The 14952-nt window shown below is 63.4% G+C and carries 13 protein-coding genes; 3 read left to right on the plus strand and 10 right to left on the minus strand.

The features are described from left to right. Positions 1–38 precede the first annotated feature (38 nt). The 4 genes from AB5Y51_RS08325 to AB5Y51_RS08340 all read right to left on the minus strand — a co-directional run bounded on the left by AB5Y51_RS08325 (position 39) and on the right by AB5Y51_RS08340 (position 4737). Complete coding sequence (locus tag AB5Y51_RS08325) at positions 39–1382, minus strand: APC family permease (RefSeq protein ID WP_041214747.1); 1344 nt, start codon at positions 1380–1382, stop codon at positions 39–41. Next, on the minus strand, positions 1382–1519 hold the full coding sequence (locus AB5Y51_RS08330; RefSeq protein ID WP_010673549.1) for a hypothetical protein: 138 nt from the start codon (positions 1517–1519) through the stop codon (positions 1382–1384). Before AB5Y51_RS08330 ends, AB5Y51_RS08325 begins: the two co-directional genes overlap by 1 nt. A gap of 233 nt (positions 1520–1752) precedes the next feature. Then, entirely contained in the window at positions 1753–3042 is a 1290-nt protein-coding gene (gene gabT, locus AB5Y51_RS08335) for a 4-aminobutyrate--2-oxoglutarate transaminase (RefSeq protein WP_368178267.1), read from the minus strand. Between the two features lie 231 nt (positions 3043–3273). Continuing rightward, on the minus strand, positions 3274–4737 hold the full coding sequence (locus tag AB5Y51_RS08340) for an NAD-dependent succinate-semialdehyde dehydrogenase (protein WP_010673552.1): 1464 nt from the start codon (positions 4735–4737) through the stop codon (positions 3274–3276). A 309-nt stretch (positions 4738–5046) separates the two neighbouring features. On the opposite strand from AB5Y51_RS08340, the gene puuR reads away from it, so the two are divergent. Next, the gene (puuR, locus tag AB5Y51_RS08345; protein WP_029314011.1) at positions 5047–5655 is read left to right on the plus strand and encodes an HTH-type transcriptional regulator PuuR; all 609 of its coding nucleotides are present in this window, start codon (positions 5047–5049) and stop codon (positions 5653–5655) included. 49 nt (positions 5656–5704) lie between these two features. After that, entirely contained in the window at positions 5705–6982 is a 1278-nt protein-coding gene (locus AB5Y51_RS08350) for an FAD-binding oxidoreductase (protein WP_103244474.1), read from the plus strand. Between the two features lie 179 nt (positions 6983–7161). Here AB5Y51_RS08350 and AB5Y51_RS08355 read toward each other — a convergent pair whose 3' ends face one another. The 5 genes from AB5Y51_RS08355 to AB5Y51_RS08375 all read right to left on the minus strand — a co-directional run bounded on the left by AB5Y51_RS08355 (position 7162) and on the right by AB5Y51_RS08375 (position 11547). Then, entirely contained in the window at positions 7162–8361 is a 1200-nt protein-coding gene (locus AB5Y51_RS08355; RefSeq protein ID WP_041213311.1) for a transporter, read from the minus strand. Positions 8362–8424: 63 nt separating this feature from the next. Then, positions 8425–9084: a hypothetical protein gene (locus AB5Y51_RS08360; RefSeq protein WP_039039334.1), complete on the minus strand. Its 660-nt coding sequence runs from the start codon at positions 9082–9084 to the stop codon at positions 8425–8427. A 7-nt stretch (positions 9085–9091) separates the two neighbouring features. Beyond that, complete coding sequence (locus tag AB5Y51_RS08365) at positions 9092–9769, minus strand: C39 family peptidase (RefSeq protein WP_039039335.1); 678 nt, start codon at positions 9767–9769, stop codon at positions 9092–9094. A gap of 52 nt (positions 9770–9821) precedes the next feature. Next, positions 9822–10781, minus strand: coding sequence for a hypothetical protein (locus AB5Y51_RS08370; RefSeq protein WP_010673558.1), 960 nt, complete (start codon positions 10779–10781; stop codon positions 9822–9824). Positions 10782–10968: 187 nt separating this feature from the next. Next, positions 10969–11547 carry a hypothetical protein gene (locus AB5Y51_RS08375; RefSeq protein WP_223302574.1) on the minus strand — a complete coding sequence of 193 codons (579 nt, stop codon included), beginning with the start codon at positions 11545–11547 and terminating at the stop codon, positions 10969–10971. A gap of 352 nt (positions 11548–11899) precedes the next feature. Between AB5Y51_RS08375 and AB5Y51_RS08380 the strand changes: the two genes are divergently transcribed. Further along, positions 11900–13201, plus strand: a complete 1302-nt coding sequence (locus AB5Y51_RS08380; RefSeq protein WP_324061766.1) for a sigma-54 dependent transcriptional regulator — start codon at positions 11900–11902, stop codon at positions 13199–13201. Between the two features lie 98 nt (positions 13202–13299). Here AB5Y51_RS08380 and ybaL read toward each other — a convergent pair whose 3' ends face one another. Continuing rightward, positions 13300–14931 carry a YbaL family putative K(+) efflux transporter gene (ybaL, locus tag AB5Y51_RS08385; protein WP_039039338.1) on the minus strand — a complete coding sequence of 544 codons (1632 nt, stop codon included), beginning with the start codon at positions 14929–14931 and terminating at the stop codon, positions 13300–13302. Positions 14932–14952 lie beyond the last annotated feature (21 nt).

A 14952-nucleotide genomic window follows, 5' to 3' on the forward strand; every position in this document is an offset into this window, starting at 1 on the left:
GCCATGTGAAACCGGCGCCCTGGGGGCGCCGGTTTCGCTCAGGAGGCGTCCTGCTCGGGGCGGCCGAGGCGGACCCGGAACACGGTGAGGCGCAGCAGCAGGTAGATGGCGCCGAGGGCGGCCCAGATCAGCCCCAGCTCGAAGGAGGCGGGCTCCAGGTTGAGCCAGAGCACCCCGATGCAGGCGGCGCCGCACAGAGGCAGGGCGAGGAACAGCAGGTGATCCTTCAGGGTCTTGTTGTGACCCAGCCTGAGATAGAAGTGGGCAATCACCGCCAGGTTGACGAAGGTGAAGGCCACCAGGGCGCCGAAGTTGATGAGCGCCAGCGCCATCTCCAGATCGAAGGCCACCGCCGAGAGGGCCAGCATGCCCACCAGCAGCACGTTGAGAGCCGGGGTCTGCCAGGTGGGGTGGATGTAGCCGAAGACGCGGCTCGGCAGGGCGCGATCCCGGCCCATCACGTAGAGCAGGCGCGACACCCCGGCGTGGGAGGCGAGCCCCGAGGCGAGCACCGCCACCGTGGTGCAGACCAGCACCACCGCCTGGAACAGCTTGCCGCCCACATAGAGGGCGATCTCCGGCAGCACCGCATCCGGCTGCTGGAAGCGGGAGATGTCCGGGAAGAAGAGCTGCAGGAAGTAGGAGACGGAGATGAAGAGCACGCCGCCGATGAGGGCGGTGAGCACGATGGCCCGGGGGATCACCCGATCCGCGTTCGGGGTCTCCTCCGACAGGGTGGTGATGGCGTCAAACCCGAGGAACGACAGGCAGAGGATGGAGGCGCCGGTCAGCAGGGGATTGATGTGCATCTGCTCGGAGAAGAAGGGGCGGCTGCTCGCCACCGTGCCCAGCCCCTCGCCGTGGCTCACGCCCCAGGCGATGAGGCCGATGAAGACGGCGATGATGCTGAACTGCATGATGACGATCAGGCTGTTGAAGTTCGCCACCAGCTTGATACCCCGCAGGTTCAGGAAGGTCATGACGGCGGCCAGGGCCAGGATGTAGGTCCAGGGGGCCACGCCGGGGAAGAGGGCCTCCATGTAGATCTTGGCCAGCAGCATGTTGATCATGGGCATGAACATGTAGTCGAGCAGGGAGACCCAGCCCACCATGAAGCCCACATAGGGGTGGAACACCTTCTGGGCATAGGTGTAGGCGGAGCCTGCCGAGGGGAACTTGCGCACCAGGTGGCCGTAGCTCATGGCGGTGAACAGCATGCCGATGAGGGCGAGCAGGTAGGCGGTCGGCACATGGCCTTCGGTGATCTCGGTGACGATGCCGAAGGTGTCGAACACCGCCATGGGGGTGAGATAGGCCAGCCCCATGATGACCACGTGCCAGAGTTTCAGGCTTTTTTTCAGACCGGCGGGGTGCGGGTGCATCAGGCGATCCCCCGCAGGCAGGCTGACGGGATCAGGCTGACGGTGAGGTCATCCTGCACGGTGGGGGCGCCAGTCCGGGATGCGGACGGATGGCGCAGACCGGCGCGGGCCGGCAGGAAAGCGATGATATGCCCCATGGAGTTCCTCACTAAGAAGCGGGTGTCGTGAGATGGCGTGCCACCTCGTTATCATTTCCGGTCTGTTCCGGCCTCGTTATGGATTTGTTTGGCGCAAAAAAAGAACCGGGCTCCGATGAGCGGACGGTCCTTGAATACGGCGGCGCATTGTGCATTCGTGATGCCCCCTTGACAAGCATATCAAGGGAGCAAAAACGCATTTTTTTGCACGTGGGCGAACGCGGTCTTCCGGATCAGGCCAGGGAGGCGGACAGGGCCTGCTCCAGCAGGTCGAGTCCTTCGTCGACGATGGCCGCCGGGGCGGTCAGGGGAGCGAGGAAACGGATCACGTTGCCACGCACGCCGCAGGCCAGCAGCACCAGCCCCCGCTTGCCCGCCTCGGCCACCAGCCGCTTGGTGAGATCCGAGTCCGGTCTTTCGGCATCCCCCTCCTTCACCAGCTCCATGGCCACCATGGCGCCGGGGCCGCGGATGTTGCCGATGCAGTCAAACCGTGTCGCCAGCTGGTGCAGGCGTGCCTTGATCTGCTCCCCCTGGGCCAGGGCCTTCTGGTTCAGACGCTCCTCCTCGATCACCTCCAGCACCGCCAGGGCGGCGGCGCAGGCGATGGGGGAGCCCGCATAGGTGCCCCCCAGGCCACCGGGCTTGGCGGCGTTCATCACCTCGCTCTTGCCCACCACGGCAGAGAGCGGGAAGCCGCCGGCCAGGCTCTTGGCCAGCGTCATGATGTCGGGTTCGACACCGCTGTATTCGGTGGCGAAGGTCTTGCCGGTGCGACAGAAACCGGTCTGGATCTCGTCGCAGATGAGCAGGATGCCGTGCTGGTCGCACACCTGGCGCAGGCGCTGCATGAAGCTGGCGGAGGCGGGGTAGAAGCCCCCTTCCCCCTGCACCGGCTCGATGATGATGGCGGCCACCCGGGTGGGTTCAATGTCGGCGCTGAAGCAGAGATCCAGCGCGGCCAGGGCATCGTCTTCACTCACTCCCAGGTAGTCGGCGGGGAAGGGGAGGTGATAGACCTCCCCCGGGAAGGGGCCGAAGCCGGTCTTGTAGGGCACCACCTTGCCGGTGAGGGCCATGCCCATCATGGTGCGGCCGTGGAAGCCCCCCTTGAAGGCGATGGTGCCGCTGCGACCGGTGTGGGCGCGGGCGATCTTGATGGCGTTCTCCACCGCTTCGGCGCCGGTGGAGAGGAAGAGGGTGCGCTTGGGGGTGGGGCCGGGCACCAGGGCATTCAATTTTTCCGCCAGCTCGATATAGCCGGGGTAGGGGGTGACCTGGAAGCAGGTGTGGCTGAACTTCTCGAGCTGCTCGCGCACCGCCGCCACCACCTTGGGGTGGTTGTGGCCGGTGTTGAGCACGGCGATGCCGGAGGCAAAGTCGATGTAGCGGTTGCCCTCCACGTCCCACAGCTCGGCGTTGTGCGCCCGGTCGATGAAGACCGGCAGCAGGGTGCCGACCCCCTGGACCACGGCCGCTTCGCGGCGGGCCTGCCACTGCTGGTTGTTGCTTGAATGACTCATCTTTCCTCCCTGAGGGGCATGGGCCCCGCTATTCCTGTGCCATCTGGCCATATGTGTGCCGCCAACTGCCCTCGGGCAGGGCGGCCTGTTCGCAAAAGGGGGCCCCGGGTGTGCCCTCTGGGCCCACAAGGCGCTTGGTCGTGACCGGCGACCCCCTCTTTCTATCTGTAAAAACGATGGGCTGCGTCATAACGCATCTGTTTTAACGATGCAATTGCCCCTTCACTCCCCTCAGCGAATGCCGCCAAAGCAGAGGTATTTGGTCTCCAGGTACTCCTCCAGCCCTTCGGCCGCCCCTTCCCGGCCCAGCCCCGACTCCTTGATCCCGCCAAAGGGGGCCAGTTCGGTGGAGATGATCCCCTCGTTGATCCCCACCATGCCGTATTCGAGCCCCTCGGCCACCCGCCACACCCGGGCGATGTCGCGGCCATAGAAGTAGGCGGCCAGGCCATAGGGGGTGTCGTTGGCAAGCGCAATGGCCTCGGCTTCCGTCTCGAAGCGCACCAGAGGCGCGACGGGCCCGAAGATCTCCTCGTCCAGAATGGGGTTGCCCCGGGTGACCCCGGTCAGGATGGTGGGGTGATAGAAGAGGGGACCGGCGGGGTGGGCGTCGCCCCCCACCAGCACCCGGGCACCGGCGGCGACCGATTGCTGCACCAGCTCGGCCACCTTGCTGGCGGCGGCCGGGTTGATGAGGGGCCCGATCTGGACGCCCTCGCCCATGCCGTCCCCCACCTTGAAGGCCTTGACCGCGGCGGCGAGCTTCTCGGCGAAGGCGTCATAGACGCTGGCCTGCACCAGGATGCGGTTGGCGCAGACGCAGGTCTGGCCGGCGTTGCGGTATTTGGAGGCCAGGGCCCCGGCCACGGCGGCGTCGAGGTCGGCGTCGTCAAAGACGATGAAGGGGGCGTTGCCGCCAAGCTCAAGGGAGAGGCGCTTCATGGTGTCGGCGCACTGGCGCATCAGCAGTTTGCCGATGCGGGTGGAGCCGGTGAAGGAGAGCTTGCGCACCACGGGGTTGCTGCACAGCTCGTTGCCCACCGCGCTCGCCTGATGGGAGGTGACGATGTTGATGACCCCGGCAGGAATGCCCGCCTGCTCCGCCAGTACCGCCAGCGCCAGGGCGCAGAGGGGCGTTTCGGCGGCGGGCTTGATGACGATGGTGCAACCGGCGGCCAGCGCCGGACCCGCCTTGCGGGTGATCATGGCGATGGGGAAGTTCCAGGGGGTGATGGCGGCCACGACCCCCACCGGCTGCTTGATGGTGGCCAGGCGCCGATCGGCGGAGAAGCCGGGGATGGTGCGGCCATAGGCACGCTTGCCCTCTTCCGCGAACCACTGGATGAAGCTGGCGCCGTAGGCCACCTCTCCTTTGGCTTCCGCCAGCGGCTTGCCCTGCTCGCAGGTCATGATGCGGGCGAGCTCCTCCTGGTTGGCCATGATGCGCTCGAACCAGGCGTAGAGTTTGCTGCTGCGCTCCTTGGCGGTGAGGGCCGCCCAGGCGGGTTGCGCCGCGTGGGCCGCCGCGATGGCGAGGCGGGTGTCCTCCCCGTCCATGTCGGGCACCTGGGTGATGACCTGGCCGGTGGCCGGGTTCAGGACCTCGAACCGGCGCCCGCCCAGGGACTCGCACCAGCGGCCGTCGACATAGGCCAGGGATTTGATCAGGGAGAGAGCAGGTTGTGATGCTGACATATGTAAGGGGCCTCGATAGTGGGTCTGGGTGGCGCGTTTATGTGGGCACCGCCGTATAGAATAATAAGCACGTAACGACCATAAAATGAGCCGAAATGTTTTTCAAGTGTTAAATATATTTGAGTGAACTGGGCGTCACATGCTAGAAATGGGGCTGTGAGCGCGATTGTAGCGGTTTTCATCGCGCAGGGTGTGCAAAATAATGAACGCCCTGGGTTGTGCAGGATAGTGAACGGGGCTGACGTGCCTGACTCACTATATTGACCAGGCTGCACCAGGTATTCGAATGACCATGGAAGGAGATGGGCGATGGAGCAATCCCGTGGCGAGGTCCGGTGGCGGACCATGACGGACAACCCCCTGGCGGAGCACGAGAGAAACATGGGGGAGCGGCTTGCCCGGATCCGCAGGGAGCTCGGGCTCTCCCAGCGCCGGGTGGCGGAGCTGAGCGGCCTGACCCACGGCGCCATCTGCATGATAGAGCAGAACAAGGTGAGCCCCTCGGTGGCCTCCCTGCAAAAGCTGCTGAGCGTCTACGAGCTGCCGTTGTCGCGCTTCTTCGCCGAAGAGGAGGTGGCGAGCACGCCCAGCGTGGTGATCAAGGCGGAGCAGCTCATCGAGCTCGGCAGCCAGGGGGTCTCCATGAAGCTGGTGCACAACGGCAACAATCGGCGCCAGCTCGGCTTCATGCTGGAGACCTATGCCCCCGGCACCGACACCGGCGGCGTGGTGAAGCATCAGGGGGAGGAGGTGGGCACCGTGCTGGAAGGGTCGGTGCTGCTGACCCTGGCCGGCCAGACCTATGAACTGTGCGCTGGGGACAGCTATGTCATCGACACCGGCGAGCCCCACAGTTTCAGCAATCCCTCGGGGCAGGTCTGCCGCATCGTCAGCGCTCACACCCCGGCCAGCTTTTAATGTGAACAACCCGTTGTGTTGGAAACGAACCGGTAAGGAAACAGGGATCATGACCGAACATGTAAAGAGTTACTACGCAGCCAGTGCCAACAAACACGCGCCCTATCCCACGCTCACCGAGCAGCTGGAGTGCGACGTCTGCGTCATCGGGGCGGGGTATACCGGCCTCTCCAGTGCGCTGCATCTGGTGGAGAAGGGGTACAAGGTGGTGGTGCTGGAGGCCGCGCGAGTCGGCTTTGGCGCCAGCGGTCGCAACGGCGGCCAGATCGTCAACTCCTACAGCCGCGACATCGACACCATCGAAGCGAACTGCCCGCCGGATCAGGCCAGGCTGCTCGGCTCCATGTTGTTTGAGGGGGGCCAGATCATCCGCGAGCGGATCAAGCGCTACAACATCCAGTGCGATCTGCAGGAGGGCGGGGTCTTTGCCGCCGAGACCGAGAAGCAGCTGCACGAGCTCAAGGCGCAGAAGGCGCGCTGGGAGAAGTGGGGCAACGACCAGCTGGAGCTGCTCGATGCCGACGGGGTGCGCGAGGTGGTCGCGAGCGATCGCTACGTCGGCGCCCTGCTCGACAAGAGCGGCGGCCATATTCATCCCCTCAACCTGGCGCTGGGGGAGGCGGAAGCCATCCGCATGCAGGGGGGGCTTATCTTCGAGCAGTCCGCCGTCACCAGCATTACTCCGGGTCAGCCGGCGTTGGTCAAGACCGCCAAGGGGGCGGTGAAGGCACGCTTTATCGTGGTGGCCGGCAACGCCTATCTCGGCAACCTGGTGCCCGAGCTCGCCGGCAAGAGCATGCCCTGCGGCACCCAGGTGATCGCCACCGAGGTGCTGGGGGAGGAGCGGGCCCGCTCACTGCTGCCGCAAAACTACTGCCTGGAGGATTGCAACTACCTGCTCGACTACTACCGCACCTCCGGCGATCACCGGCTCATCTATGGCGGCGGCGTGGTCTACGGGGCGCGGGATCCGGCGGACATCGAGCGGCTGATCATCCCCAAGATGCTCAAGACTTTCCCGCAGCTGGCCGACGTCAAGGTGGAGTACACCTGGACCGGCAACTTCCTGCTCACCCTGTCGCGGCTGCCGCAGTTTGGCCGCATCGGTCACAACATCTACTACATGCAGGGCTACAGCGGCCACGGCGTCACCTGTACCCATCTGGCGGGCAAGCTGCTCTCCGAGGTGCTGAGCGGTCAGGCGGAGCGCTTCGATGCGTTCGCCAGACTGCCGCACTACCCCTTCCCGGGTGGCCGCCTGCTGCGCATCCCCTTCACCGCCGCCGGCGCCGCCTGGTACACCCTGCGCGATCGCCTGGGGGTGTGATGACACCGGTGGCCCGCCAGGGTGGTATGGTGCGGGGCGCCCTCCGATGCCATCGTCCCATGAGCGCGGCGGCAAGTAGAGCTCAAGGGGGCGAGCCAGGTCGACTGCGACAACAAGAAGAGGGAGGCGTTATGCCTCCCTCGTTTTTTTGTCGTCAACCTGCCCGGGCCCTGACGGGGCTAGAAGCGGTAGGGGAAGCGGATCCCGATGGTGTAGTCCGGTGCGTCCGTGGTGAGCCCGGCAGACCAGTTGACCGCCATGGAGAGGTTGTCGGTAATGGCCCAGGTCGACCCCATGCCAAAGCTGGCGGCGTTGGCATCGGAGCCGGTGACCTTCTCCATGGCAAAGCCTTCGGACCCCTGCTCGGACTCCATGGTGACGCGCTGGTTGATGTTGAAGGAGAGGCTGAAGCGTTCGTTGAGGGCGAATGCGACCCCCAGGCCATATTCATACCAGTCCCCCAGCTGGATACTGCCGGGCTGGTTGCCGGGCTGGTAGGAGATATCGTCAAAGTCCTGCTTGAGGCTGTGGCCATAGTTGAGGCTGGCAAACAGGATGGCGGGATCCATGGTCTTGACCAGGGAGAAGCCGGTAGAGAGCTGCCAGAGCCCGTTGCCGGTGGCGAGCTCCTTGGGGGTCACCAGGTTGCCCGATTCCGAGGTGTTGATCTCGATGCCGTAAGGATCCTTGCCGGTCGGCGCCTTGGCCCGGAAGTTCCACACCAGATCCGGCCAATCCTCGCTCTCTGCCATGACCCTGTAGTAGATGGCGAGGCTGAGATCCCCCAGGCCGCCATCGCTGACGCTCTGCTCCTCGAAGTCGCGGCTGGAGTTCTCCTTGCCGGTGCTCTGGTAGTTGGTGTTGCGGAACATGTAGGGGAGGGCCAGCTCCAGTTGCCAGCGATCGTTGAGGGTGTAGCGGGTGATGACATCCGCCGTCCACTGATCGGAGCGAACCCGATCCAGGTTGATTTCGCCAAGGAAGATGGCGTCCAGTGCGAGGAAGCCGCGCAGGGCGAGATCCTTGCGGTTGTAGTGCTGGTAGGAGAGGCCCACATCGACGGTCAGGGCGCGGTCGAACACGTTGTGCTGTTCGATCATCAGGTCTTCGGTACTGCGGCCGACCTCCGGCGTGCGCCGTGAGGCGTCCTGCTGGGTGGAGGCGACGGCGGCCCCGGCTCCGACCCCGGCGGTTGCCGTCGTGGCACCGGCGGCCTTGACGGCCTCCAGGCGGGCCTGGAGCTGATGAAGGGCCTGATTTTGCTGGATCAGTTGCTGGCGCAGGAGATCCAGCTGTTGTTGCAGGGCCTCCTCTTCGGCCGTGGCCCCCCAGCAGGCGAAGGGGGCGAGGGCAATCAACAGCATGCGAGACTGTTTCATCGGGATACGTCCTTGTTGTTTATCATCCTTTCTTATAGTTCAGCCCCGGGAACTCACCTGATCTCAGCGCGAAAACCAGATGCGGGTCTGATTGAGCGTCTGCAAACCGTCCCCCCTGACCTTGTTGAACTGCAGCAGCCCCCGGCTGAAGTCGGTACCGCGCAGGCTCTGCTCCAGCAGGACCCTGCCGTCGGAAGAGTGTAGTTGCAAGCCGGCATAATTCCCCGAGACCCGGTAGGTGGCGGTGCCAAGATCGCCCTGGTGCTCGTAGCTGCCCGCCTGAACCAGGTGTCCCGTCATGGTCGGGGTGGTCAGTTCAATACCGGCCTGGTTGACCGAGCTGTTGCCACTCCCCTCCAGTTGAACGACCTGCACCAGCCCGGCCCCCTGCACCTGGGCCTCCTTGGCGGGCGTGGCCGCGGGCTTGACCTCATCCTTGACGCGCACATCCAGCTTGGGCTTGTTTTGCACAATGCTCAGCGCCAGGTTCATGGCCGCCGTCTGCTGGGCCTGGGCCGTGGTCAGTGACGAGATGAACTCGATGCCGAAGTAGCTGATGCCATGGCTGCTGACATAGCGGCCTCGCAGGTGGGCCAGCTCCCCGTCCGCCAGTTCGGGCGCAAAGTGGTCTGACAGATGGGCCAGCGGGTCCGGTGCTGCCAGCAGCGGAGAGGCGATGCCACCCAGGCTGCAGAGGAGGCATAGGGCGGGTCGGGTATTCATGATGACCTCACATTAGCTCTTTGTGCTGAAAACCGAATTCCAGCAGGGATGTTTCATTGACCGGGGCGAAGAGCCCATCCTTGCCTCTGACAGAGAGCGGGGGAGAGGGGTTGGCAAGGGGGGCATCGGGACGATAGCCCGCGCCGATGACGGCGAGAAGGATGCCGTTCCAGCTCTCCTTGAACTCCTTGAACGTGATCACCCGGTTGCCGAGGGCCGGGTCTGCCAGATAGACGCGATCATGGCGATCGATGGCCCGTAGCACGGCAAAGTGCTGATAGCCGCGAATGTTGAGCAGGACGATGGTGGGCACCCTCACCTGGCGCAGTTTTTCATCGCCCAGTCGATACCCTCTGACCCGCATGCCGAGCATTTGCAGGTACTGCTTCATGTCGAGCATGGAGAAGCCGTAATGCTTGACCTGCTCCGGGTCTGCCATGGCAAGCATGCCATCCATGACCCAGCGTTCATTGGTTGCATGGCCGTAGGCGTAGCGCAAGATGGTGGCGACGGCGGCGGCCCCGCAGCTGAAATCCGTATGTTGGCGCTCGATGTTGGCGTACCGACGCTCCAGAATGCTCTGTACCGGTTTGTTGAGATCCCCCAGCGCCGGGAGATGCTCCCCCAGTGGCACCGAGCCCGCCCAGACGGCAGGACAGCACAGCAACAGCAACAGCCAGCGCATTCAGACCTCCAGTGTCAGGGAAAAAGGGGGCACAGGGCCCCCTCGCATCGACTTACTTGGCAAACCCTGCGGCCAGCGAGAGATTGTTCGCTTGTAGGTTGTTGGTCCCCGAGGAGACGTTCACCCCGATGTTGCCCACGGCACCGTTGAAGGCGCCGCCATCGATTGTTGCCCGGTTGAAGGTTTCGCGGCTGGTGTAGGTGTTGACCACGGGAATATACCCGACGGCGTACCCACTGAGCTTGATGTCACCCTCTTCCTTGAACTCGAACTTGCCATCATCTTTCGGGTTGTTGTTGCCGTACCTGTCGTTGTCATTGTCGTGGCCATGTCCTTTCTTGACATCATGACCGGTACCGCCCCCCTCGTAATCGCCCCAAGCCTTGAGACCGAGGAACACACCTGCCTTGTCAACCGTCTTGGTTGCACTCAGGCTTTGGTTTTCGGTCATGTTCTTGGAGACGCTCTGGCTGTTGGCCACGGTGGCCACGGCCATGTTGCCGGTGGACACGGAGGCTGCCATGTTGTTGGCCTGGACGTTACCCGAGCCCGAGGTCACGTTGACCCCGATGTTGCCTGCGGCATCCTTGAAGGCCCCATCGCCCACACCGGCCTTGTTCTGATGGCCGTGATTGGTCGTCCAGTTGTTGCTGGCGCTCTGGGTGGAGAAGACCTCGGCATCCGACGATCCGCCAGGGGCGCCGTGTTGTTGTTGACCACGACCCATGATGAACTCGGCATCGACCTCGTCATAGGCGGCCAGGGAAGCGCTGTTGCCCTGTACGTTGGAGTCACCGGCTGCGACGTTGGCGCCGATGTTACCGGATGCACCCTTGAACGAGCCGTCGATCTTGCTCGTGTTCTCCGTTCTTGTATTGGCGGTGCCTATCATGGAACTGGACTGCTGGTTGTCCACGACGGCCATGCCGAGTTTGTTGACGTTGATGTAGCCGCCGACATTGACCCTGCCTTCGTATTCCACATCGACTTCTGCCTTGACCTTCTTGGTCAAGGTTGCCCCTGTCTCATCTCTGTCACCGCGGTAATCGGCGGATGCAGTGCCCGACATGGCCATGATGACCGCGGCGGCTAATGAGCTATAAATAAGTCCACGCATAATGAGTCTCTCCATTGAACTTTCAGCGGAAGATATGCCCATCGGCTGATACCCCCGGGCCTGGCTTCCTATCCCTGCGGCATCATGGGGATGCCGTTACTGCGCCAGCCAGGGGCAGGGAAACCATGTTGACTGACTGGTTTCCCTGTCCCGTGACCTGGTTCACCTGAATGACCCCCTTGCTGCCCGTGAGGGCGGTGTCATCCAGATAGATGCTGGTAGTGGTGTTGGCGGGGGGCTTTCCCCCTGGGGTCTTCGCGACGCTGGAGCTGAGATTGATGTCGGTCACGACACCCAGGCCGCTGTCATCGAGGGACAGGGCGAAGGCGTTCAGTTGCTGGTTGCCCTCACCCGCCCCCTGATTGATGCCGACCAGTCCCCGGTTCTGGCTCAGGGCCGAGCCCAGGATGGCGACGCTCTGGCTACCGTTCAGATTGGTGGTGGATTGATTCAGCTGACCAAATTGAATGACGGCCGGACCCGAAATGGCGATGGCGGCAAGATTGCCTTGTTGGTTGTTATTGCCGGCAACCATATTGACGCCCATGGAACCACGAATATTGCTCAATGCCTGAGCACCGAGATCGACCCGGTTTTGTGCCAATGAGGGGGTGGCAAATGCCAGAAAAGGAAATGTTGCCAATGCAATATATGTCTTCATGTTCTGTCTCCATCTGCCAGGAGGGCTTATTGGAGAGAGCAACGACCATGCCAATTGGCAAGGTTTTGATTTTTAACTGTTTTTTATTTGATATGATTGTTTTTATGTCTCAATGTTGAGAGCGACATATTATGTCGCCAAGTAAGCGCTTATTTATCAAAGGGTTTATTTTTTCTCACCGATATTTTTGCCGTCTCAATATTGTGGTGCCATCAGTCTAAAGGCGGGATGGTTTATAGTTATCATCGTCTGGCCATATTAAACGGCGCCATTTGATGATAAAGGGAGTTATCTGGATAAGTCGTCAGCGTCAGACTCCCTCGTGCAGTGGTGATAACAAGGAGTTGTCCCTATGACAGAAACGGCATTGTTGCTCATCAATTCATGTGCCGTACTGGAAAGCCTGCTGGAACAAGGCGAGTGGCAGGTGGAGCAGGCAAGCTCCCTGGTGGTGGCAGAGAAAAAACTGCAGGAAAAGGACTATCCCCTGGTGCTGGTGGTGATCGAGCATCAGCAGCACGAAGCCCTCTACAACCTGATAGCGCAGCACTCCGGCGCCTTGTGGATCGGCCTCATCCAGCGGGACTGTCTCGCCAGCGAAGCCCTTCGCAATTTGCTGGCAGCCTGTTTTCATGATTTTCACACCTTTCCCCTGGACAGAGACAGGCTCTCCCACAGCCTGGGACATGCCCTGGGGATGGCGCGCCTCATCCGGCGACACCGCCCCCGACTGCAACCCCAACTGCGTTTCATCCAGGGGGAGAGCGCCCCCATCCGCCAGTTGCGCGACCAGATCGTGCGGTTGCAGCATTGCCGCCTGCCCGTACTGGTGACGGGACCGAGCGGCACGGGCAAGGAGCTGGTGGCCCGGGAGCTGCACTACAGCACGTTCGGGGAGGAGAGCCCCTTCGTGGCGGTCAATTGCGGGGCCATGCCCCATCAGCTCATCCAGTCCGAGCTGTTCGGCCACGTCAAGGGGGCCTTCACCGGGGCACAGCACCACAAGATAGGCAAGATAGAGGCCGCCGATGGCGGCACCCTGTTTCTCGACGAGATAGGGGAGTTGCCGCTGGAGGATCAGGCAACCCTGCTGCGCTTCTTGCAGGAGCAGTGCATAGAGGCGGTGGGCAGCCACCTGTCGCGTCGTGTGGATGTGCGGATCATCGCGGCCACCAATATCGATGTGGAGCAGGCGGTGGCCAGCGGCGGCTTTCGCATGGATCTCTACTACCGGCTCAACGTGGTGCGCCTGCGCACCCCGGCCTTGTGCGAGCGGGTGGAAGACATCCAGCTCCTTGCCGATGACATTCTGGCGGAAGTGCGGGGCGGGCGGGTGCTCAGCTTCACCCGCAAGGCGCGCCAGGCCATGCAGTCCTATGGCTGGCCGGGGAATGTGAGGGAGCTGCGCAACCGGGTGCAGCGGGCGGCTGTCATGTGCAGCGGCCCCTTCATCGAAGCCGATGACATGGAGCTGACCAACATGGACAGCCTGCTGCTCGACGGCTCGCTCAAGGCGGTGCGCGAAGCGGCGGAGCGTCAGGCCTTGCAACGGACGTTGGCCCGCTTCCCCGATCAGCTCGAGGAGGTGGCCCGCACGCTCGATATCTCCCGGGCCACCCTCTATCGCCTGCTGGACAAGCACGATCTGCTGTGAGGGGACGGCCGTATCGCCCCGTCATGCAAAAAGCCCGGGCAGCAGGCCCGGGCTTCTTGTCTGGTCCCGTCGCCGGGACTCGTGACTTCCGATGAGCTTCAGGCCATCTCCATGGCGAGGTGACAGAGTCGCCGCGCAGCCTCCTCCTCGCTCTTGACCACCTGATGCACGCCGCGCACGCGCAGATGATGCACCTCCTCGTGCTGGTGGGCACAGGCGGCGATGCGCATCAGGGCGCCGTATTCCTGCGCCCTGATGGCTATCTCACCGGCCAGCAGGCTGTCATCCAGGGTGATCAGCAGCCAGCTGGCATTGGGCAGCGCCGCCGTCAGCAGATCCTGCTGGATGGGATGGCCCGCCAGACAGGTGATCCCCATGGCGCGCCAAGGGGCCAGCAGTCGCTCGTCGGTGTCGATCACCACCATCTCCCTGCCTTGTTCATGCAACTGCCAGATGAGGTGCTGACCTATCTCGTCGGCGCCCACTACCACCACATGGCCCTGCAAGGGGCAGAGGTGAGGTGACTCATCGGTGCGTGGCTCGGGATGGCGCCTCAGCCAGCGCTCCACCTGGTTGAAGACCAGCGGATTGAGCACGATGGAGAAACAGGCGCCGACCAGCACCAGATCCCGGGCGACCCCGGGGACCAGTTCGAGCATGACCCCGAGACCCATCAGGATGAAGGAGAACTCACCCACCTGGGCCAGGCTGGCGGAGATGGTCAGCGCCGTGCGCTGGCTGTGGCCAAAGAGTCGCACGATGGCGAAGGCGGCCACCGATTTGCCGATCACGATGACGAACAGGGTGGCCAGCACGGCCAGGGGCTCGCGCAGCAGGATGACGGGGTCGAACAGCATGCCCACGGAGACGAAGAAGAGCACGGCGAAGGCGTCCTGCAGGGGCAAGGTGTCGTTGGCCGCCTTGTGGCTCAGATGGGAGCTGTTCATCACGACGCCAGCGAAGAAGGCGCCGAGGGCAAAGGAGACGCCAAACAGCTTGACGGCGCCAAAAGCGATGCCAAGGGAACAGGAGAGGACGGCCAGGGTGAACAGCTCGCGGGAGCCGGTGGCGGCGGTGCGGGCCAGCAGCCAGGGGATGAGGCGTCGCCCGCCGATGACCATCAGGGCGATGAAAGCAGCTACCTTGGCCAGGGTCAGGCCGATATCCGCCATCACCTGGGCCGGGGTCAGTGCCTCGCCCCCCTGCTGCAGGTTGGCGAGGATGGGGAGCAGTACCAAGGCCAGCACCATCACCAGATCCTCCACGATGAGCCAGCCGATGGCGATGCGTCCCTCGTTGGTGTCGAGCTGGCCGCGACTCTCCAGGGCGCGCAGCAGCACCACGGTACTGGCGGTGGAGAGGGCCAGGCCAAACACCAGGCCGGCGGTCACGGTCCAGTCGAGCAGTTGGGAGAGGCCAAGGCCGAGCAGGGTCGCAAGGGTTATCTGGACGATGGCTCCCGGGATGGCGATGTGTTTCACCGACAGCAGGTCTTTCACGGAAAAGTGCAGGCCGACACCAAACATCAGCAGGATGACGCCGATTTCGGCCAGCTCGGGGGCGAGCCGCAGATCGGCGACATAGCCCGGCGTAAAGGGGCCGCATACCACGCCGGCCGCGAGGTAGCCCACCATGGGGGAGATGCGCAGGCGGCTTGCCAGCATGCCGAAGAGGTAGGCTAGCACGAGGCCGCCTACCAGGGTGGTGATAAGGGGGAGTGAGTGGTCCATGTCGTCACCTCGCTAATGGCA

Source organism: Aeromonas sp. R7-1, assembly GCF_040908115.1.
In the GTDB taxonomy this organism is placed as follows: Bacteria; Pseudomonadota; Gammaproteobacteria; order Enterobacterales; family Aeromonadaceae; genus Aeromonas; species Aeromonas caviae.